The following is a 19,482-nucleotide window of genomic DNA, read 5'->3' on the forward strand; positions in this document are numbered from 1 at the left end:
GACTCGTCCGGGGGCCAGGGTAGGATCATCGTTATGAGGGCGATCGCCCTCCACCGCTCTTCATAAGTTTGGATTGCTCTTGTCGACGCTGGTCTGTATGCCGTACATCGTGCGGGTGGCAGAAATTATGTCGCAGTCGGGAATTATTTAACGGAACAAGTGAGGTGCCGGACCGCAAACGCGCGGTCCGGCACCTTTTGGTTTGGCCGACGAGGGCTCAGGGGCTGTCCTTTACCAGCGGTTGGCCAGGGTGCGTTTCGGGGCCTTCGCCGGTGTGGTGGTGCCGCCCGTGATCACGAAGCTTGAGCCCGGTTGGGTGACGATGTTGCCGTCCGCCGAGTTCGTGATGGTCACGTTGGACAGCGTCGCGCCGCCGCGCGCGCCGCTCATGGCGAGGATGCCGGCGCCGTTGTTGGATTTGTCGATCTTGACGTTGGTGATGGCGACGTTCGGCATGGCGCCGCCGCCCGTCTTGAACTGGATGCCGTCGTAGGTCGAGTCGTGGATGTCGGTGTCCCGGATCGTGACACCGGGGATGTCTCTGCTCTGGGCGAAGAGGGTGATCGCGCCGAACTCCTGGTCCTCGTTCCAGAAGGCGCCGCCGGTGCGGTGGAGTGCGTTGTTGGCGATCAGGGTCTGGCCGGAGAAGGGCAGCGGGTCATGGTCCGTGGCCAGCATGATGCCCGGGTAGTTGGCCGTGTCGTAGATCAGGTTGTTCTCGATCTTGTTCCCGTAGCCGCCGTAGAGCGCGATGCCGTTCGCTCGCCAGGGCAGTTGGATCGTGTTGTTGAGGAACTGGTTGTCGTGCGCGATGTCCGTCGACGGGTTCTTCACGTAGCGGTTGGCCCAGACGGCCAGGGAGTCGTCGCCGGTGGTGCGGAACGAGGAGTTGAAGACGCGGGAGTTGCTGGTGCCGTTGGTGAAGTTGATGCCGTCGGCGTAGGTGTTGCGGATGCGCATCCCGCTGAACTGCAGACCGTCGGCCGGGCCCCAGAGGTCCGGGATGTTGTCGTAGTCACGGCCGACCCAGACGCCCACGTTGGCGTGCTCGATCCAGACGTTGGAGATCTTGGTGTCCTTGCCGAAGCGGCCGTTGAGGCCCACTCCGCCCTCGGCGCCGCCCGGTCCGCCGCGGATGGTGCCGGAGCCGAAGATGGCGATGTCGGAGATCTGGGTGTTGTCGTCGATGTCGAAGCCGAAGTTGCCCTCGTGCGGGTGGTTGATGCTGCCGACCGCCTGGTGCGGCTCGGTCAGGGTGTAGAGCTGGGAGTGCCACATTCCCGCGCCGCGGATCGTGACATCGCTGATGCCCACCTGGTTGTACTGTCCGCGGTCCAGCGGGTCATCGGTGAGGATCTTCTTCTCCTGGCGCCACTGCCCCGCCGGGATCCATACGCAGGCGATGTCACCCTCCTGGTCGGCCGTCACCGCGCGCTGGATGGCTGTCGTGTCGTCGTTGCCGTCGTCGGGTACCGCGCCGTACTCCGTGATCGAGGTGCACTCGGCGGGCTTGCTCGCCGGGGGCGCCACCTGCTCCAGGTCGATCAGGTCGATGATGTAGAACGAGGCCGAGTCGCCGGCGTCGCGCTGGAGCCGGAACTTGGTGCCTACCGGGTAGGTCGTCGACAGCAGGGCGTGCGACTCGTCGAACAGCCGACGGGCGTCGGCCTGGGGCGTGTTGGTCAGTGCCTCGGGGCCGTCGGTGTTGCCGTACAGCCAGCTGTGCTTCGACGAGAGGGTCAGCTTCCGGACGAAGGTGTCGTTGGCGTAGAGACTGATGGTGGCTTCGGCCCCGCCGCCGTTCGGGGCGTCGGGGATGGAGTTGCGTACGACGATCGAGTTCGAGGGGTTGGTCGAGGTGAACTCGACGAACTGACCGGTGGAGTTGAGCCGTACCGACTTGCGGCCCGATGACTCGCTGGCGAAGTTGGTGTGCCCGAAGGTGCGCAGCGGGTCGGCCTCCAGCAGGGTGCCCTGGTACCGGGCGGCTTCGGCCTCGTACTCGACGTACGGGACGGCGGCCCCGCGTCCGACGACGATCGAGCGCGAGAACGCGTTGTTGGTCTCGTTGGTCTCGGTGACGGCGTTGGTGGCGTCGGCGGTGGCGACGATGGTGGCTCCGCCGTTGGTGGCGGTCCAGGTGCCGTTGACGCTCACGTTGGCCGTCGCGCCCGCGGCGACCGCCGGGGTGTTGGTGTTGAGCGTGGTGCCGCCCACCACGACGCGGGTGACCGTGGTGGCGCCGGAGCTGGTCGTTCCACGGTTCTTCACCGCGACGGTGAAGCTGACCGGTGCTCCGACGGCCGGGTTCGCGGGGGTGGATTCGATGCCGAGCACTTGGAGGTCGGGGCCGGGGCTCTGCCCCACGACCAGGTCCGAGGGCGCGGTGAAGCTGTTGTTGGCGTTGTCCTGCTCGATGATCGTGTCGGTCGGGTCCACCAACGCCGTGACGCGGTAACTGCCCGCCGCGCGCTTCCCGATGTCGACCGGGACGACGGCGGAGGCCCCCGCGGCGAGCGCGGCCACCGGGGCGCTGCCCGCGACCGCACCTCCCAGGCTGACGTTCACCGTGGTCGCGCCGGCGGCGGCCGTTCCCACGTTCCGTACCGTCGCGTTCACCTTGGTCGTGTCGCTCTCCACGGGAGATGCGGGGGTCCACGACAGCGCGCTGACGGTCAGGTCCGGATTGGGCGCCGGTGTCCCGATGACCTGGAGTTCGGCGACCTGCCCGCCGGGCGCGCCGGTGTTGCTGAAGAACTGGAGCTGGAGGTCGGCGGCGCGTCCGGTGACCGGGATCGTGACCGTGTTCTGGTTCGACGCCGGGTTGAAGGTGTAGTTCGCGCGGGCCACGAGTGACGTGAAGGCGGTCGCACCCTGGTCGCGGCCGAGTACCTGGAGGTTCTGGGTACGGGTCGCCCATATCGGGTCGGGGTTGAGCTTGATCACGACAGAGGTGATGTCGGCGTTGGCGCCGAGCTTCACCGTCAGCGTCGACGGGTGTCCCGCGGCCTCCCAATAGGTGCCGGTATTGCCGTCGTTGGCGTTGCGCGCGACGTACGTGAAGACCGTCGACGACGCCTCGATCGGCTTGCCGCCGGCCAGGTCGGCGGCGGCGACACTGCCGCCGTCGGACCGTTCGGCCGCGTAGGCGGGGCCGGAGCCGGCGGCTGAGACGGGCAGGAGCCCGACGGTGATCAAGGCGGCGGTGATCGCGCCGATGATCAGCCGTCGGCGGGGCTGTTTCCGTTTCATGGTGTCCTCTGTTCTGTCGGAACGAGAGAGCCTGTCGGAACGAGAGAACGGACAGCCCGCTGGACTGGGCCGGCCGTACGACGCGCGGGACCCGCGTCACGCGCCACGCGGGTGCGTGGGCGGCGAGGCGCGCGGTGCCGGTGCGCCGGGCCGGGATCTCGGACAGCTGTCGCCCTGAAACAGAGCGGTGCTGTCCGAAACAGAGCGGTGCGGTGGCGGCAGGCGGGGGCGGGTCCCTGCCGCGAAGGTGCACGTGAAGTCGCACGCGAGTAGCACGCGAGGAGCACGTGAGGTCGCAAACGAAGTTGCACGGTGAGCGCAAAGAAATTGAGCTAGTTATCGATGTTTTTGCGAGTCACAGGCTGCAATCATGTCATGTGTTTGTCAACGGTTCTCGCACGCCTGCCCAGTTTTTGGCGCGCCGCAGTGGCACACAGGGCAACACAGAGCCCTGGCGCGGAGTCGTACGACGTGACGCGTCAGTCGCCCATGAAGACGACCCGGCGCGAGGGGCCCGCCGTGCCCGGGGCCGCGGTGCTGAGCGAGCGGCCCGCCGGGACGGCGCGGTCGCGGCCCCAGGAGCGGATCTCCTCGATCTGTTCGGGGTTGGTGCGGCTCATGGGGGAGGCGTTGGCGAAGGTGTCCTCGACGAACGAGGGGTCGAGCCCCTGCGGGGCGTCGCCCTGGAGGTGGAGTTCGGCGCCGACGTCGTGGAGGGCGGCTTCGATGTCGGAGCCGGCGAAGCCGTCGGAGAGGTCGACCAGCAGGTCCAGCCGGTCCGGGGCGGGCTCGGCCTTGACGTAACGGCGGTAGTAGAGCTGGATGATCTCCCTGCGGTCCTGCGCGTCGGGCAGGTCCACGAAGAAGAGTTCGTCGAAGCGGCCCTTGCGCAGCAGCTCGGGCGGCAGGCTGCGGACGTCGTTGGCGGTGGCGACGACGAACGCGCGCGAGTCGGACTCCTGGAGCCAGAAGAGGAACTGACCGATGATCCGCTGAGGCACCCCCGACATGTCGTTGCTGCCGGCGAGGCCCTTCTCGATCTCGTCGATCCACAGGATGCACGGCGCCACGCGATCGGCGGTCTCCAGCGCCTCGCGCATCCGGCCCTCGGACTCGCCGAGGTACTTGCCGTGGATGCTGGCCATGTCCAGCCGGTAGAGGGGCAGCCGCCACTGGGACGCGATGGCCTTGGCGGACAGCGACTTCCCGCAGCCGGGCACACCGACCAGGAGAGCGCCGCGGGGCGGCCGGAGGCCGGTGCCGCGGAGATCGGAGTGCATCAGCTGGTGCTTGCGCCGCAGCCAGTCACGGAGATTGGTCAGTCCGCCGATTCCGTAGTCCTCCTCGCTCTTGAGGTGGATACGTTCGAGTCCCGCCAGATCGCTGAAGATCCGGTCCTTGGAGCGGGCGAGGGCGAGGACGTCGTCCTTCTCGACGGAGCCCTTGGCGACCAGCGTGGCCATCAGGTTGACGGCCTCGCCCTCGGTGACGCCCTGGAGGAATTCCGCCGCCCGGCGCGCGTCCTCCTCGGTCCAGGCGATCGGTACGACCCCGTGGTGGTCGGCGAGGAAGCCGTGGATCGTCGTGTACATCTCGTCGGGGTCGGGGAGTTCGAGCTGAAGGCTCATCCCGAGACGCTGGAGGCCGCTCCAGATCGGCTTGTCGGTGATCAGGACCAGGCTGCCCGCGTTGGCGTCGGCGAGCCTGGCGAGTTCGGCGACATGCCGGGTGAAGGGCGTGTCGGTGTCCAGGTCGTCCGGGTCCACCAGCACCAGGGTCGCGTTCGGCCGGCTGCTGAACTGGGCCGCGGCGAACTCCATCGCGCCCGTCAGCGAACGGTCGTCCTGCACCGTCGCGTTGGACCGCAGATCCCGCAGTCCGGTGGCGCGCGTGTAGATCCAGAACGGCAGCGCCGAGCGGCGCGGCTGGGCGGCGATCTCCTTCACGAGGCGCAGGGCGCGCGGCTGTTCGATGGTGCGCAGGCCGATGACCGGCACGCGTGCGGTGAGGTAGTTGTCCAGGTCGTCGCGGCACTCGCGGTAGTTCGGCATGCGTGGCCTTCTGCTGAGTGAAGGGGGCGAAGGGGGGCGAAGGGAGTGAAGGTGGCGAAGGGGGGCGAAGGGAGGGGAAAGAGGTGCGATCCGAAGGAAGGAAAGGCGAGTTATGGCGGGGTGACCCGGCGCCTGCCCGTCGCGGTCGGGTCGTACGACCACCCGCCGGTCGCCGTGGGCTCCGCCGCGGGTGCGGACGGCGGCGCGGAGGTCACCGCCGTGAGCGGGTTGTCGCGCAGCGTCCGCATCCGGGCCTCGACCCGGCGCGGGTCGCCGCCCTCCGACATCATGCTCTCCACCGCCCGTTCGAGGTCGTGCTGGAGCGAGCGGGTCGCGTCGTCCACCATCTTCAGCAGCCGCGGCCGCAGGTCCTCGGGCAGCCCTGGGTGGGTCGCCAGGGTCCGTACGGGATGCAGTCCCGACCGGGCCTGCGCCAGGGCCCGCCCGACCGAGAACTCGTCCGCAGCCTCGCCGAGCGCCGCGCCGAGCGCGTCGGCGCAGAGCTGGAGGCGCGCGGAGATCGCCTCGGTGAGCCGGATCCGCAGCCGGTCCCAGGTGTCGGCGGCGAAGTCCTCCTGGCGCAGGGCCGGCAGGCCCGCGCCGTCGGACCTGTCGCCGGCCGCCCAGCCGGTCAGGAACGCCGCCCAGGTCTCGTACGTACCCCCGTGGGCCCAGAGACTCCCGGTCACAGGTCCTTCTTCGGGCGTCGTACGGTCATCTCGCCCGGCGGCAGCGGCTCCCAGCCGGGCAGCCCCTCCACCACCTTGCGCAGCCGGGAAGTGGCCCGCTCCTTGGGGCGTGCGGGGGCGGACGCCCAGGGCGAGGCGGCCTGGAAAGGCGTGGCCCGGGACGGCGCGGCCTGAGGCGAGGCGGTCGGGGGCGAGGTGGTCTGGGACGGCGCGGGCCCCGGGACGACGCGCCGGGGCTGCTGTTCGGGGATCATGATGCCTTCTCCTCCGCCGGCTCGGTGACGGTGCGGCCCTCGTACGGCGACGAGGCGTGCGCGGCGGTCGCCAGCGAGGCGATCATGGCGCGGGTGGCGGCTTCCACGGCGTCCGCCTGCTGGAACCGGCTCTGCCAGTCCGTCAGCTCGGCGCGGGCCGCGCGCAGGGTCCCGACGGATTCCTGCTTGGCCCGTTCCAGGGACTGCCTCGCCGTCTCCTGGAGCTTGCGGGCCCCCGCGGCGCGGTTGTGCAGGATCAGCGCCCACACCCCGCCGACGACCAACGCCGCCACCAACGCGAAGCCGACGCTGAACGGGCTGATCAGCAGCAGGACGGCGAGCACGATCCCACCGGGCAGCAGGGCCTTCTGCCGCCAGGGGAAGGCCAGCGCGTCGATGAACGGACGGGCGTGCGCGTCCCAGTGCGCCGCCAAGGACGCCTCCAGCGTCTCCAGCGGAGTCGTGAACGAACCCGACCACGGCGGCAGCGCGAAGGTCTGCGCCCCCACGCCGTGCGTCGTGGCGAAGTACGCCCCCACGTCCGGCGGGATCGCCGCCCGGTAGTCCCGGCTGAAAGAGGCGTGCGCCCGCTTGAACCAGCTGTGGCAGGCGGCCACCGAGAGTCGCTGGGTGGCCGGGGAAGCCCCGATGGCCCCCGGGTTGAGAGCCGATGTGGTCTGGACGGTGAGGTAGTCGAGGGTCTCCTCCAGCGACGCCGAGTCGACGTCGACGGCCTGCTTCGCGGCGTCCAGATCGCCGCCGTTGTCGATGACGGCGTGGTTGAAGGCCAGATCGCGGCGGAGCGGCAGCTCCTCGTTGTCGTACTCCCCGACCAGCCGGTCCAGGATGTCGTCGACCGCGTCCTCGATACGGCCCGAGGGCTGGGACTCGCGCGCCATCATCGCCGTGTACTTGTCGAGTACGGCCTGCTGGGCACGGGCCGAGGAGAGCACGGCGTCCAGTTGAGCCCACTGCGGGGACACCGCGGCCAGCCGCGGGAAGTCGGCCTGGGCGGACGGCGCGCGCATCGAGTCGATCTCCGCCCGCCACCGGGTGACCTGCGCGGTCTCGGTCGCCTCGTCGGCGAGCAGCGTCTCGCGCCAGGTGGCGAGGGTGTCGCGCAGCAGCTCGCGCCCCGCCGCGCCGAACGCGCCCTGCGAGATCGATTCGAGGATCACCGCGAACTCCCGGCCGAGCGTGGCCGGGTCCTGGACATTGAGGTAGTGGCGCAGCCAGCGCACCGCGCCGGCGTGCCGGCCCTGGCGGCGCAGCACCAGCGCGAAGAACAGCGAGGTCCGGTCGGGGGAGCGGCGGAACGCCTCCTCCACGGCGCGCTCGCACAGCGACCGGTCGTCCGCCGCCCAGCTGGACAGTGCGATCAGCGCGGGGGCCAGCCAGTAGCGCGGGGTCTGGAGCATGAGCTGCTCGCCCACGTTCCGTACGGTCTCGTCGGAGACCAGACCGGTGTCGAAGGCCTGGAGCATGCCGACCGCCGAGCGCCTGACCACCTTGTGATGGCCGAACTCGTGGTCCACCTTGTCCTGGATCACACCGACCCGGGTCTCGGCCCGCTGGACGTTGGCCGTCAGCTCGGCCTGCTTCACGAACGTCATGAAGTCGGCGCGCAGCTGCTGGAGTTCGGTACGGGTCTCCTGCTGGGCCTGGCCGACGGCCGACACCTGGCCGGAGACCGCTCCCACCTGTTCGCCCAGCCGCACCACGAGGTTGTTCACGCGATCGACCTGGCTCCGCAGGTGGTAGTCCACCTCGGACATGGATCCTCCGTCGTTGTCTGTGGCTATGTGGCTCTGTGGGTCTGTGGCTCTGCGGTTCCGGGGTCTTCGAGGTTCGTGTGTGTGGGGGCCCTACGGGCGTACGACCGAGCCGTCGTCCAGGACCGGCAGTACCGTCCCGCCGGCATAGACCTCGACGTACTCATAGGCCCTGGACCGCACCAGCATCCGGGCCGCCGCGAAGGGTTCCGGCATCGGATCGCCCGGGGCGAAGTGGTCGATGATCGTGTGGAAGAGACTGAGCCGGTGGTCCACGAAGGGCGGCCCGAGCCGGCACACGGCCACGAAGCCCACCGGGACATCGCCGTACGACGTGGCGTACTGCTCGCGGATCCAGCCGGACAGCTCCCGCACCGCCGCCTCGTTGAGCCCGGCGTCCAACCGCCGTACGGAGTCCATCAGTTCGCGCGTACGGTCCTGGTAGCGGTCCCGCGAGAGGGCCGGGGAGCCCGCCGGCGGCGCGGGTGCGGTGCTTCTGCCCGGTGCGGCGCCCGGCCCAGCGGCGGGGCGTACCACCCGGCGCGGCCCTTCGATGAATCCCATGGATCCCCCAAGATCCCCCGTGTGTCATGCGTCCGTCCGGCACGGCCTGAACCGCGCGGGTTCAGAACAATAGCGACGGCACCTCCATAGTGCGAAGCGCTTGGCGGCTCTGACAGCGGATGACCGAAGTACGCCCGGTAAGCGCCCAGTTCACGACCGGTGCGCGTACGCCGCGCCGCGCGCGCCCTGACAGACTTCCTCCATGGGGACTGCGTTCGTACTTCTGGTGGGGATCAATGACTACGCGGCCTTGTCGCCGGCCGCCGACTCGACACCGGGTTCGCTGAGCGGCTGCGTCAACGACATCCGGGCCGCGCGGGGCTGGCTGGAGGGACGGCTCGACGGTCCGCCGCCCCGGATACTCGAACTGACCGACGGCGAGGCGACGGTGGCCGCGGTCACCGACGCCCTCCGTACGCATCTGGGCCAGGCCGGCCCCGGGGACACCGCGCTGTTCTGGTACGCGGGCCACGGCACCGAGTTCGCCGCCACCGAGCGCGCCCACCTCTCCATCGAGCCGACCGGCTACTGCCAGGCCCTGGTCTGCGCCGATGGCATTTTGATCGACAAGGATCTCGGCGCCCTCCTCGACGGTGTCGCCTCGGGCGGCGCGCACACCGCCGCCGTCCTCGACTCCTGCTTCTCCGGTGGCGCCACCCGGCTGAGCGACGACCTCGTCAAACGCTCGCTGCCGCACGACCCGTCATGGCCGGCGTACGGGGACGGGGACCGGGAGCCGGGATCCCGGGCGGGTGGCCCCCGGGCCCGCGACGTTCCGGCCCCCGCCGAGGCGGCGCGGCATGTGCTGTTGGCGGCGTGCCGCGTCAACCAGGCGTCGTACGAGGACGGACACGGCGCGGGGCGGCACGGGCTGTTCACCCGCGCCCTGCTCGGCGCCCTGCGCGACATGGGGCCGGGCGCGACCTACCGGCAGGTGCTGGCCGCGGCCGGCTCGCGGGTGCAGTCCGCGACCGAGCACCAGAACCCCGTGCTGTACCCGGCCGATCCCGGAGGCATCGCCGACCGGGCGGTTCTCGGCGGCGCGGCGGACCGCCCGCTCAGTCCGCATCTGCTGCTGCACGGCGCGGACGGCTGGCAGGTCGACTGCGGCAGCACACATGGGCTGGTGGGCGGTCCGGAGGGTACGGGGGCCACCCCCGGACATGCGGAGGCCACGGGCCCCACGGAGGCCACGGGCCCTACGGACGCCACCGGGCATACGGACGCCACCGGGCATACGGAGTTCAGCGTCGTCGAAGCAGGTCGCGAGGGGGACCTCGTACGCGTACGGGCCGTCGAGCCCCTGCGCGCGCTGGTCACCCCCGTGGGGTGGACCCCGGATCCGGTGCGGATCTATCCCGTGGCGCTGTCCGCGCCGGCCGTGCCGCCGACCTCGGTCGTGGTGGACGGCGGCGACCGCGCGCTCCTCGACGCCATCGACGCGGCACCGCTGCTGCGCCTCGCGGACGGCGGCCCCAGGAACAACAACCGGGGCCACGGCCGGGCCGGCCATGGCCAGGTCTTCAAGGTCGTCGTCCGGGACGACGGCTGGGCCCGTGTCCTGCGCCGGGACGGGACCGAGGCGACCGCCCCGCTCCCCGCCCACCGCGCGCCGGACTGCCTGGTCCATCTCACCCGCTGGCACCAGCTGCGGGATCTCGCCAACCCGGCGTCGCCGCTCGCCTCCCTGGTGGACGTCGAGGTGTCCGCCTGGAACGGCGAGCGGATTCTGCCGGACGGCCACGGCGAGATCCGCTGCGCGTACGCCGACGGGCGCGAGCCGCTGGTCTCCGTACGGATCCACAACCGCTCCCACGACCGCACGCTCTGGTGCGTGCTCCTCGACCTCACCGACAGCTACGCCAGCCACTCGGGGCTCTTTCCCGGCCACTTCATCGGCCCGGGGCGCACCGGTTACGCCCTCGGCAACGCGCCCGTACAGCTCTCGCTGCCGGAGTCCCGCAAGGCCGAGCCCGGCGCGTTCGTCCGTGACTGGCTCAAACTCATCGTGGCCGAGGGCGAGTTCAGCACTGTTCCGTTCCGTCTCGCGCCGTGGAGCGCGGACGCTCCGCCCGTCGCCCGCGGCACCGAGGAGGATCACGTCCTGCGCTTCACCCGCCCTCCGCACGCGGGCCGCGACGCGGGCCCGGGGCCGGGCGGCGGTGGCGCGCCCGGCCAGTGGCACGCCCTCACGATCCCTCTGCGCACGGTGGTGCCGGAGTGACGCCTGTCCGGTGCCCGGGAGTCAGTGCCCGAGGTGCGTGAAGCCGGCCCACGCGGTGAGGTCGTCCGGGGTGAGGGCCCCGGCGCGCAGCGCCAGCGCGTCGGGCATGGCGGACGGGAGGACGCGCGCGGGGTCCAGCATCCACAACTGGGCGCGGCGCAGGGCGGCGCCGGGGGAGAGGTTCTCACCGCGCAGGTAGTGATGGGTCATGAACATGAGCAGCGAGGTCGCGTCGTCCGGCACCGGCCAGAGCGAGCCCACGACCGACCGGGCCCCGGCGACGAGGAAGGCCGTGGCCAGGCTGTACGCCTCGTTGTGGCCGCGCCCCGAGACATGGCTGCGGCAGGCCGCCAGCACGACGAGTTCCAGCTCGCCCCGCCCGGCGCCCGCGGCGGCCTCCGTCAGCTCCTCGGCGGCCAGCTCGCCTCCGTGGAGGGAGAGATAGGCGCTGTGCCGCCGGTTCGCCGCGACCGTTCCGTGGCAGGCGAGATGGAGTACGCCGCCGGTGTTCGCGGGATCGCGCAGCCAGGCGGTGACCTCGTCGGGGGTGGCCAGGCCGCGCCCGAGGAAGCGCCCGGCCGGGTAGAAGGCGTGCCGTACCGCGTCGGCCTCCTCGCCCGCGTACCGCAGGTCCCCGGTCGGGTTGCCGACGACCAGGGCGGCGCCCGTGTGCGGGACCGCGGGTCGCCCCGCGACCTCGCAGAGCAGCCGCGCGGAGGCCGCGTACGAGATCCCGGCCGCCTCGACCGCGTAACGCCGGCCTCCCGCCCCGAGGGATTCCCAGGCGGCGTGCCAGGGGACCACGCCCAGGGCGCCCATCGGGACGAGGACGAAGGTGGGCGGGGGTTCGCCGGGCGCCTCGCCCACCCCGAGCCCTTCCAGGAGCGGCTTCATCGCGGCGTACCAGGCCCAGCCGCACAGCCGGTCGAGCTGTCTGCGCGGGGTCGGCGCGGCGGTGGCGTCCGGGTCGCCGTACGGGGCGCCGCCGTCCGGCACCGGGCCCATGTCACGTGCGGCCAGAGGTGTCGGGTCGTAGGCGCGCAGGGGCGCCGCGTCCTCGCGGAGCAGGGGCAGCGGGAGCGAGCCCACCCGCCCGGCGGCGGTGACGACGACGGCCGCGCCGGGGCGCGCCTCGTAGCCGGGGACGAGATAGACCAGATAGTCGGCGCGTACGGCGGTGAGCGCCTCGCCGATCCGGGCGGGCGACGGCGGTTCGAGGAGCAGGTCCTGGGGCTGACCCGTCTCGTCGGGGTCGGTGAGTACGGCCAGCACGCGCCGGCGTAGTTCGCTGGGGACGGTCTGCGCCGCGTCGGCCGTCGGATCGGCCGTCGGGTCGGGACCGCTTCCGGACCGCCGTCCCGAGCCGGTCGCGGGCGACGGGCCGACGCCCGCCCCCGGCAGTACGTCCGTGCCGCCCGCCGCCCGCCACTCGTCGGCCAGATCCTGGCGCCCGGCTGCGGCCAGCCGCTCGGGCACGGATCTGGACGTGGTCGCCGTGTGCAGGACCAGCCCGCGACACGAGTCCAGCGCCTGGACCGCCTCGTCGGGGACGTTGTCCTCCAGACACCACGAGGCCACTTCGAGGGCCGCCCGCGTGGCGTTCGCGGCGACCTCGGCGGCATGCGAGGTGCCGGATTGCAGCAGCGCGGCCCAGGTCCAGCCGCGCAGCGCCTTGAGTCCGGTACGGCGCCCGGTGCGCCGGTCGTCCCGGCCGGGGGCGGCGCGCAGCCGGTACGCACGCCCGAGGGTGAGCCCCAGCGCACCGTACAGCCGGTGCTCGGGCCCGCCGGTCCGGAGCGCGGCGCGCTCCAGCCAGTCGATGCCGGTGTCGAGATCACGCCGGTCGCGCCCGGCGGCGGCGAGCCCGCAGAGGGAGGTGCCGACGACGTTCGCGTACCGCAGCCAGTCGTCGCTGCCCTCGTCGACCAGCGCGAGCGCCCCCTCCACCAGCGTGAGGGACTCCCGTACGCCCTGCGCATCGCCCCGCGCGCCCGCGCGCAAGCCGCGCGCGATGCCGTTGTCGCCGAGCACCCAGGCATGGTGGTCGCGCGGCAGCTTGGCCGCCAGCCGCCGCAGTTCGGCCGTACCGGGCCGGCCGTGCGGCGGCGGGAGCGGCGGTACGCCGAGCCGGTCAGCGAGCTGGTCGCGCTGCGAGTGGACGTTCTCCAGGAGCGTCCAGACCTCGATGCGTGAGGGGTCCTCGGGGTCCATCTCCGCGTGGAGCGCCGCCAGTTTCGCGCGACCCCGGTCCACGCCGGCCAGATCGCCGCTGAGCGCCGCCCGGTTCGCCTCGAACCCCGCCTGCTGGCCGTCCAGCACCCGGCGCATGTACGGGGTGATGGCGGGGCTGTCCCTCAGCCGTTCCCAGGCGGCCCCGGCGCTGTCCAGGTCGTCCACGGCGCCGCGCAGCTGGCCGCGCTGGTTGGTGGCGAACGACCGCAGGAGGCCGAAGCTGTCGTGGAGATCGCGCTGGGTGTCGCCCGGCGCGGCCCCGCTTCCGGCGCCCCCTTCACCCGACGCGTCGCCGGTCTCGCCGGTCCTGTCGGATTGGCCCAAGGCGGTGCGGGCCCGGTCGAGTTCGGCGATGACCTCGTCCAGTCCCGTGCCCGAGCCGGCCAGTTCGTCATGGAGTCTGACGTACCCGACGGCCCCGTGCACCGTGCTCTGCCAGGTGGAGTTCTCCGGTCTGCTCGCCCTGGCGGCCTCGAAGAGGGCGGTCTTCTGCTCCTCGGTGATGTGGGTGCTGTGCGGATCGAGCATCGGCGCCACGCTGAGGAGATAGCCGGCGAAGGCCCCGTACTCCTCGCTCTCCGGATCCAGGGAGCGCCACTGCTCATAGAACTGATCGAACGTACGTGTGAGCCGGTCGGCGCTTGCCATGTCCTTGCCCATGGCGCCGTACGCGTCGTCGTCGAAGTCGAGGAAACTGCGACCGTGGGAGAAGTCCGCCATCATCTCCCGGGCTGCCTCCCTGCCCTCGTCGAGCACTCCGTCGGGGTCGTCCACCGGCCCGGACGGGGTGGGCCCCGCCGCCTGGGACCGCAGCCAGGCGAGCATCACCTTCGCCATACGCCGCAGCCCCGGGTCCGCCTCCGCCCCATCGATCGCGAGTACGCGCCGCGCGCAGTCCTCGATGTCCGCCAGCCGGTCCGGGTCCTGGTCATCCTGGTAGCGCGCCTGTTGCAGGGACGCGAGCAGCATCGCGCCGGGCACCGGGTCGCCGTCCCGCGCGGGCCGCCACTCCCGTACGGCCCGCCTGAGCAGGGGGATGGCCCGGTCGCGGGTGGTGTCGTCGTCCTCTTCGGCGGCGTGATCGTAGAGCAACCGGCCGAACGCGTCCGCGAAGACCGGTGTGAGCTGCTCCTCGGCGCCCGGTTCGGCGAGCAGCGCGTGCAGTTCGGCGACGGCGGGTGCCAAACGCTCCCGCTCCTGCCAGTTGAAGCGCAGAACGGCGCGGACATAGACGCTCCTGGCCCGCGCCTGCCAGGCCCACCAGGGGTCTCCCGCGTCCGTCGCGTCCGTCGCGCCCTGTTGCTGTCGCCGCCGCTCGCGTGCCTCGGCGAGCGCGCGGACGAACTCGTTCCGGGCCTCCCGCAGTTGCTCACGGTCCGCGGCGGCCCGGCCGCCCATCAGCAGGCTGGTCGCGAGCCCGTACCGGAACAGCGGGACGTCGGCGCCGGGCGCGGCCCCGGCGAGGGCGGTCCGGTAGTGCTCCACCGAGGCGCCGAAGTCGCCCTGTTCGAAGGTGAGGTCGCCCAGACGTCCGAGCAGCTCGGTGGCCTCCTCGGAACCGGCCGCGTGGTCGCCCAGCGCGTCCCGCTGCCGGCGGGCGGCCGTCGCGAGGAGGTCCGCGCGACCGGGGTCGTCCTCCGCGGCGCCGCGGTACCGGGCGTCGGAGGTACGGGCCAGCAGGAGACGGGCCAGTGGTGCGTTCCCGGCGGCGAACGGTGAGGTGTCGGGCAGGCCGGCGAGCCCGGCGGTCAGCTGTTCCTCCGCCCGGTGGAGGAGCGCGGGGGCGGGCTCCTGGTCGTACTGGCACAGCAGCACCTGGCCGTACAGCACCCGCCAGGCGTACCAGATCTCCTCGCCGTCCTGTCCGTTCTGTCCGTCCTCGTCCCGTGCCGCCGTGCTTGCCGCGTGTGCCGTGCGTGCCGTGCGTGCCGAGAACGCGCGCGGCAGCGCGTCGGCGGCCCGGCTCAGATCGTCCTCCCGGCCCTGCCGCAGATGCAGATGGAAGCTCCACTCCCCGGCCCAGGCCCACATGTGGGGGAGTTCGGGGTCGTCGTCCGTCGTCCGGGCCGCCGCCGCGAGCAACTCGTCCCGGGAGGCGCGCAGTTCGTCGTCGGACAGTTGAGAGACATCGGGAAACTCGTCCTCGGGCAAGAAGGTGCTCCTACGGTGCGATCTGCGCGAGATACGGCGCGAGTACGGAGTTGAGCCAGTGTTCGCCCTCGGGCGTCGCGAAATCGACGGCCGGCTCGCCCGTCTCCTCGACGATCTCCGTGAGCCCCCGGTCCAGGCACCGGTCCTGGAAGAGGATCAGCGCCTGCGCGGCGGGCTCGCGCTTCGACGGCCAGACGAAGCCCTGGGCCCACGGGGCGGTCCGTCCCCGGATCCAGTGCCCCCAGTGCCGGGTGTACGCGTACTCGTCGGGCTCGGACTGAACCAGCCACGCGTCCTGCGCGACAGAGGCGAGATCCGCCCCGGAGACCAGTGACACCACGTCGACATCGGCGGACAGCCGCAGGAAGGACAGCCGCTTGCCCCGTACGGAAGCGCGCGGCAGCAGCCGGACCCCGCCGCCCGGGGTGAAGGGGACGGACCGCAGCAGCGACTCGCAGACCGCGGCGGGCACGGTACGCCCGGCGTAGAGAAAGGGGTAGTCGTCGCAGCGCGTCGCGTCGAACCGGCCGCCGTCGTAGAGGCAGTCGGACGGTACGGGGTTGAACGCGGTGCCCGGACGTTTGGACGCGTGGACCCGGAAGAGCGGGGTACCGGCGGGCAACGGCACCTTCGTGGGCGTGCCCGGGAGGGCGGTGGGCGGACGGCTGTTCGGCACGGAGTTACTCCCCCTCCACCAAGTAGCGTGCGGTACCGACGAGTTGTCCGTCCTGGCCACTGCCACTGCCGAGCAGTTCCGCGGGCGCGACGCCGAGGTAGCCGTTCGCCGACAGCCACCAGTCGGCCGCGCCCCAGGGATCGCGTGCGGCGTCCAGCAGCCCGTTCACCGTCACGACGACCGGCCAGGGGGTGGCCACGTCGCTGAACTGGAAGGACGGGATCCGGTCCGACGGGATCCCGTCCGACGGAATCCGGTCCGACGGAATCCGGTCCGACGGAATCCGGTCCACGTCCAGGGCGCCGGACTCACCGCACAGCCGGATCAGCCCGGGGGTGCGCGCGTGTGCCTCCGCGGCCCAGTCGTCCAGCATCGGATACGAGAGCAGGCGCTCCCGTACAGGGCCGAGCAGCGGGCCGACCATGGGGTTGTCGTCCAGCAGCAGGAAGGCCAGGTCGGCGGCGGTGAAACCGGCGTACGTCTCCTCCGACGGCGTTCCGCCCCCCGGCGGCCCGTGCTCCAGGGTCTCTTCCTCCAGCGTCCCGGCGAGGCGTCCCGGGTGGCCGGCGACGAGCCGCTCGGCCTCGGCGGGAGGCAGCAGCGCGAGGACGAAGCGCGCGGTCTCGTCGGCCGCCGCCGTACGGCCGGGGGCATGGCGCTCCATGGAACGCAGCGACCGCAGCGAACGCAGCGCGGACGACAGCCCGTTCGGGGCACTCGTCACGTCTCCCGCACCGGCCGTACCTTCCGTGCCTTCCAAACCCCCGCGCAGGTAGGGGCCGAGCCGGCCCCAGTCGGCGGCCACCGCCGCCAGCACACGATACGGATTCACCCGCGCCCTCTCCCCGTGATGAGCGCCCCGCTCCACCACATCCGTTCCCGGGGCGTCTGCGGCATGCCCGAAAGGATCGCACTGCCGGGCACGCCGCTTCAACCGCATCCCCCGGCCCATTCAACCGCCCGCACTGGTCGCTTCCCGGTCGCGAACGGGGCGACTGCTGGGGGCTGGAGGGGCGGCGCGGCCGGAGGTGCCGCACGGAGTCTTCCGTGCGCCCCTGGTGAACAGGTTGTGCAGAAACGATGTGAAGATCCCACTTTTTTCCTGCGTCGCCATGTGGTGAGATAATGCGCTCGCGCATTCTTCTGCGCCGTTTCAACAGGGGGAGGTACGGCGTGACGTCGCGTCGGATCTGGGTCACGGCCGGCATCACGGCTGTCGGTGTCTCGGGGGTACTCGTCTTCCAGGGCATGTCCGGGGGGCTCGGGTTTCCCGGGTCCCCGGACGCGCCCGGGGACGGCAAGCCGTCCGGGCCCCTGCGTACGGACGTCCGGGCGGCGGAGCTGAAGACCCGGGACGACGGCCGTGGCGCCGATCTTCCGCGGCGGGACACCGACCGGTTCAGCATGCTGGGTGTCACCTGGAGCGACCCGCGGGCACGCGTGACCGGCACGGTCGAGGCGCGTACCCGCGCCGTGGGGTCCGGGACATGGTCCCGCTGGCTGGTGCTCGACGGTGACAGCGGCCAGGGCGAGAGCGCGGCCGACCGCGGCGGGACCGAGCCCGCGTGGGTGGGGCCCTCCGACGGTGTCGAGGTACGTGTCACCGGCGACGGGAAAACCTCCGCACGACTGCCCGCCGGTCTCAGCCTGGCCATGATCGACACGGACAGCGGCGGTAACGGCGGCGGCAGCGCCAGTGACGGCGGTAGTAAGGGCGGTGATGTCGGCGTCGGCGGCGGTAGTAAGGGCGGCAAGGACCTGGCGATGGCGCCCGCGGGCTTCGCCGCCGACGATCCCGTCACCCCGGCGCCGGGCGAGACCTCGGACGCCCCCGCTCCCACCGACGCCCCGAGCACCGCTCCCACGGACGGTACGCATCCCCCGGTCCCGCCCGCCCCGAGCGGGAGCCCGAGCGACGAAGCCTCGACCACTCCGCCGTCCTCGCCCTCGTCGGAGCCGCCGGATACTCCACAGCCCTCGACGCCCCCGACGTCGTCCCCCACCCCGACCCCCACGGTCAGCGTCCCCACCGCGCCGCCGTCGACCGCGCCGCGCCCGCCGATCACCTCGCGGGCCGGCTGGGGAGCCGACGAGTCGATCAGTCCCGACGAGCCCGGCTATCTGCCGGACGGCCGGATCAAGGCGGTCGTCGTGCACCACACCGCCGAGAGCAACGCCTACACCTGCGCACAGGCCCCGGCCGTGGTGCGGGGCGTGTACGCGTACCACGTGAAGGAACTGGGCTGGAAGGACATCGGCTACAACTTCCTGGTCGACAAGTGCGGCACGGTCTACGAGGGCCGCAAGGGCGGCGTCGACCGGCCCGTGCAGGGCGCGCACGCCTACGGCTTCAACTCCGAGACGACCGGCATCTCCGTCCTCGGTACGTACACCGACGTCGCGCCGTCGCAGGCCGCGATGGTCTCGGTCGCCCGTATCGCCGCCTGGAAGCTGGGCCAGTACGGGGTGAACCCGGCCGGCACCGCCACGCTCACCGCCGGTGACAGCGGGCGCGACTACTTCGGCAAGAGCTGGGCCAAGGGCGCGCGGATGTCCTTCCCGGCCATCCACGGACACCGCGACGGCTACAACACGCAGTGCCCCGGCGACGCCTTCTACGGCAAGCTGGCCACCGTCAAGTCCTGGGCGGCGGGGCCCGCCACCGGACTGGCCGTCACGTCCGTCACCGGAGCGGGCCTCGCCGGATCGACGTACTACACCAAGGCCGCCGTCACCGTGAACTGGTCGACGACCACGCCCTCGGCGCTGATCACCAAGAACGAGCTGCTGGTCGACGGCAAGGTGGCCGCGAGCGTCTCCGGCGCCACGACCTCGGCGAAGGTCACGCTCGCGGCCGGCACCCACAAGGTCGCCGTCCGAGCCGTCCACCAGTCCGGCAAGACCGCCACCAGCGCCGCGGCTACGGTCGTCGCGGAGACCACCGCCCCGGCCTTCACCACCAGGCCCGCGCTCTCCCTGCGCGTCGGCGTGGTCAACACCACCGCCGTTCCGCTCACCCTGAGCTGGAAGGCGGCCGACAGCGCGGCGCTCAAGGAAGTCCGGCTGACGGCTCCGGTCGCCAAGACGTACGGGCCGACCACCACGAGCGCCGCGCACACCGCCAAGTCGGGTGCGGCGACGACCTGGTCGATGACCGCGTACGACCAGGCCGGCAACACCGCCGCCGCGTCGGTGGCCGGTACCCCGGTGATCGTCCAGGAGAGTTCGGCGACCAGGACCGGCCCCTGGACCACCAAGTCGTCCACCAGCTATCTCGGCGGCAAGTCCGCCACCAGCTCGGCCAAGAACGCCTCCCTCAGCTGGACCTTCACCGGCCGCTCGGTGGCATGGGTGGTCTCCCGGGCGTCGACCTCCGGACAGGCGTACGTCTATCTCGACGGGACGAAGGTGGCGACCGTCGACCTCAAGTCGCCCACCACCAAGTACCGGGACGCGATCTTCACCAGGACCTGGGCGTCCAGCGCCAAGCACACGATCAAGATCGTCGTGGTCGGCACCAGCGGCCGTCCGACCCTCACGACCGACGGCATCGTGTACCTCAAGTGACAAGTGGCGAGTAACAGGAAACAGGTGACAAGCAACAAGTAGTGAGGCAC

At 71.8% G+C, this 19,482-nt stretch carries 11 protein-coding genes; 2 read left to right on the top strand and 9 right to left on the bottom strand.

All coding sequences use genetic code 11. The features are described from left to right. Window positions 1-231: 231 nt before the first annotated feature. From ACIRQP_RS04020 to ACIRQP_RS04045, 6 genes are all read right to left on the bottom strand, one after another. Complete coding sequence (locus tag ACIRQP_RS04020) at window positions 232-3,252, bottom strand: CARDB domain-containing protein (RefSeq protein WP_403882991.1); 3,021 nt, start codon at window positions 3,250-3,252, stop codon at window positions 232-234. A 479-nt stretch (window positions 3,253-3,731) separates the two neighbouring features. Then, a complete protein-coding gene (locus tag ACIRQP_RS04025) occupies window positions 3,732-5,303 on the bottom strand; it encodes an ATP-binding protein (RefSeq protein ID WP_403882994.1) in 1,572 nt (523 codons plus the stop codon). Window positions 5,304-5,413: 110 nt separating this feature from the next. Next, window positions 5,414-5,992 carry a hypothetical protein gene (locus tag ACIRQP_RS04030; RefSeq protein ID WP_403882997.1) on the bottom strand — a complete coding sequence of 193 codons (579 nt, stop codon included), beginning with the start codon at window positions 5,990-5,992 and terminating at the stop codon, window positions 5,414-5,416. After that, window positions 5,989-6,246: a hypothetical protein gene (locus ACIRQP_RS04035; protein WP_403883000.1), complete on the bottom strand. Its 258-nt coding sequence runs from the start codon at window positions 6,244-6,246 to the stop codon at window positions 5,989-5,991. The genes ACIRQP_RS04030 and ACIRQP_RS04035 overlap by 4 nt, the downstream gene beginning before the upstream one ends. Beyond that, a complete protein-coding gene (locus ACIRQP_RS04040; protein WP_403883003.1) occupies window positions 6,243-8,021 on the bottom strand; it encodes a hypothetical protein in 1,779 nt (592 codons plus the stop codon). Before ACIRQP_RS04040 ends, ACIRQP_RS04035 begins: the two co-directional genes overlap by 4 nt. A gap of 90 nt (window positions 8,022-8,111) precedes the next feature. Next, window positions 8,112-8,582, bottom strand: a complete 471-nt coding sequence (locus tag ACIRQP_RS04045) for a hypothetical protein (RefSeq protein ID WP_403883006.1) — start codon at window positions 8,580-8,582, stop codon at window positions 8,112-8,114. A gap of 202 nt (window positions 8,583-8,784) precedes the next feature. Between ACIRQP_RS04045 and ACIRQP_RS04050 the strand changes: the two genes are divergently transcribed. Further along, the gene (locus tag ACIRQP_RS04050; protein ID WP_403883009.1) at window positions 8,785-10,806 is read left to right on the top strand and encodes a caspase family protein; all 2,022 of its coding nucleotides are present in this window, start codon (window positions 8,785-8,787) and stop codon (window positions 10,804-10,806) included. A 21-nt stretch (window positions 10,807-10,827) separates the two neighbouring features. Here the strand turns inward: ACIRQP_RS04050 and ACIRQP_RS04055 are convergent, their stop codons facing one another. From ACIRQP_RS04055 to ACIRQP_RS04065, 3 genes are read right to left on the bottom strand one after another with little or no spacing between them, the layout of a single operon-like run. Next, a complete protein-coding gene (locus tag ACIRQP_RS04055) occupies window positions 10,828-15,189 on the bottom strand; it encodes a CHAT domain-containing protein (RefSeq protein WP_403883012.1) in 4,362 nt (1,453 codons plus the stop codon). 10 nt (window positions 15,190-15,199) lie between these two features. Next, the gene (locus tag ACIRQP_RS04060; RefSeq protein ID WP_403883015.1) at window positions 15,200-15,865 is read right to left on the bottom strand and encodes an RES family NAD+ phosphorylase; all 666 of its coding nucleotides are present in this window, start codon (window positions 15,863-15,865) and stop codon (window positions 15,200-15,202) included. A 4-nt stretch (window positions 15,866-15,869) separates the two neighbouring features. Further along, the gene (locus ACIRQP_RS04065) at window positions 15,870-16,697 is read right to left on the bottom strand and encodes a hypothetical protein (protein ID WP_403883018.1); all 828 of its coding nucleotides are present in this window, start codon (window positions 16,695-16,697) and stop codon (window positions 15,870-15,872) included. Window positions 16,698-17,113: 416 nt separating this feature from the next. Here ACIRQP_RS04065 and ACIRQP_RS04070 point away from each other — a divergent pair, with 416 nt between their 5' ends. Beyond that, window positions 17,114-19,432: an N-acetylmuramoyl-L-alanine amidase gene (locus ACIRQP_RS04070; RefSeq protein ID WP_403883295.1), complete on the top strand. Its 2,319-nt coding sequence runs from the start codon at window positions 17,114-17,116 to the stop codon at window positions 19,430-19,432. Window positions 19,433-19,482 lie beyond the last annotated feature (50 nt).

Origin of the sequence: Streptomyces sp. NPDC102274 (assembly GCF_044766385.1) — a bacterium.
Taxonomy (GTDB): domain Bacteria; phylum Actinomycetota; class Actinomycetes; order Streptomycetales; family Streptomycetaceae; genus Streptomyces.

Excerpts from the sequence above, each read along its gene's own strand:
- ACIRQP_RS04020 (WP_403882991.1), bottom strand. The coding sequence starts at position 3,252 with ATGAAACGGAAACAGCCCCGCCGACGGCTGATCATCGGCGCGATCACC.
- ACIRQP_RS04025 (WP_403882994.1), bottom strand. The coding sequence starts at position 5,303 with ATGCCGAACTACCGCGAGTGCCGCGACGACCTGGACAACTACCTCACC.
- ACIRQP_RS04035 (WP_403883000.1), bottom strand. The coding sequence starts at position 6,246 with ATGATCCCCGAACAGCAGCCCCGGCGCGTCGTCCCGGGGCCCGCGCCG.
- ACIRQP_RS04040 (WP_403883003.1), bottom strand. The coding sequence starts at position 8,021 with ATGTCCGAGGTGGACTACCACCTGCGGAGCCAGGTCGATCGCGTGAAC.
- ACIRQP_RS04045 (WP_403883006.1), bottom strand. The coding sequence starts at position 8,582 with ATGGGATTCATCGAAGGGCCGCGCCGGGTGGTACGCCCCGCCGCTGGG.
- ACIRQP_RS04050 (WP_403883009.1), top strand. The coding sequence starts at position 8,785 with ATGGGGACTGCGTTCGTACTTCTGGTGGGGATCAATGACTACGCGGCC.
- ACIRQP_RS04070 (WP_403883295.1), top strand. The coding sequence starts at position 17,114 with ATGTCCGGGGGGCTCGGGTTTCCCGGGTCCCCGGACGCGCCCGGGGAC.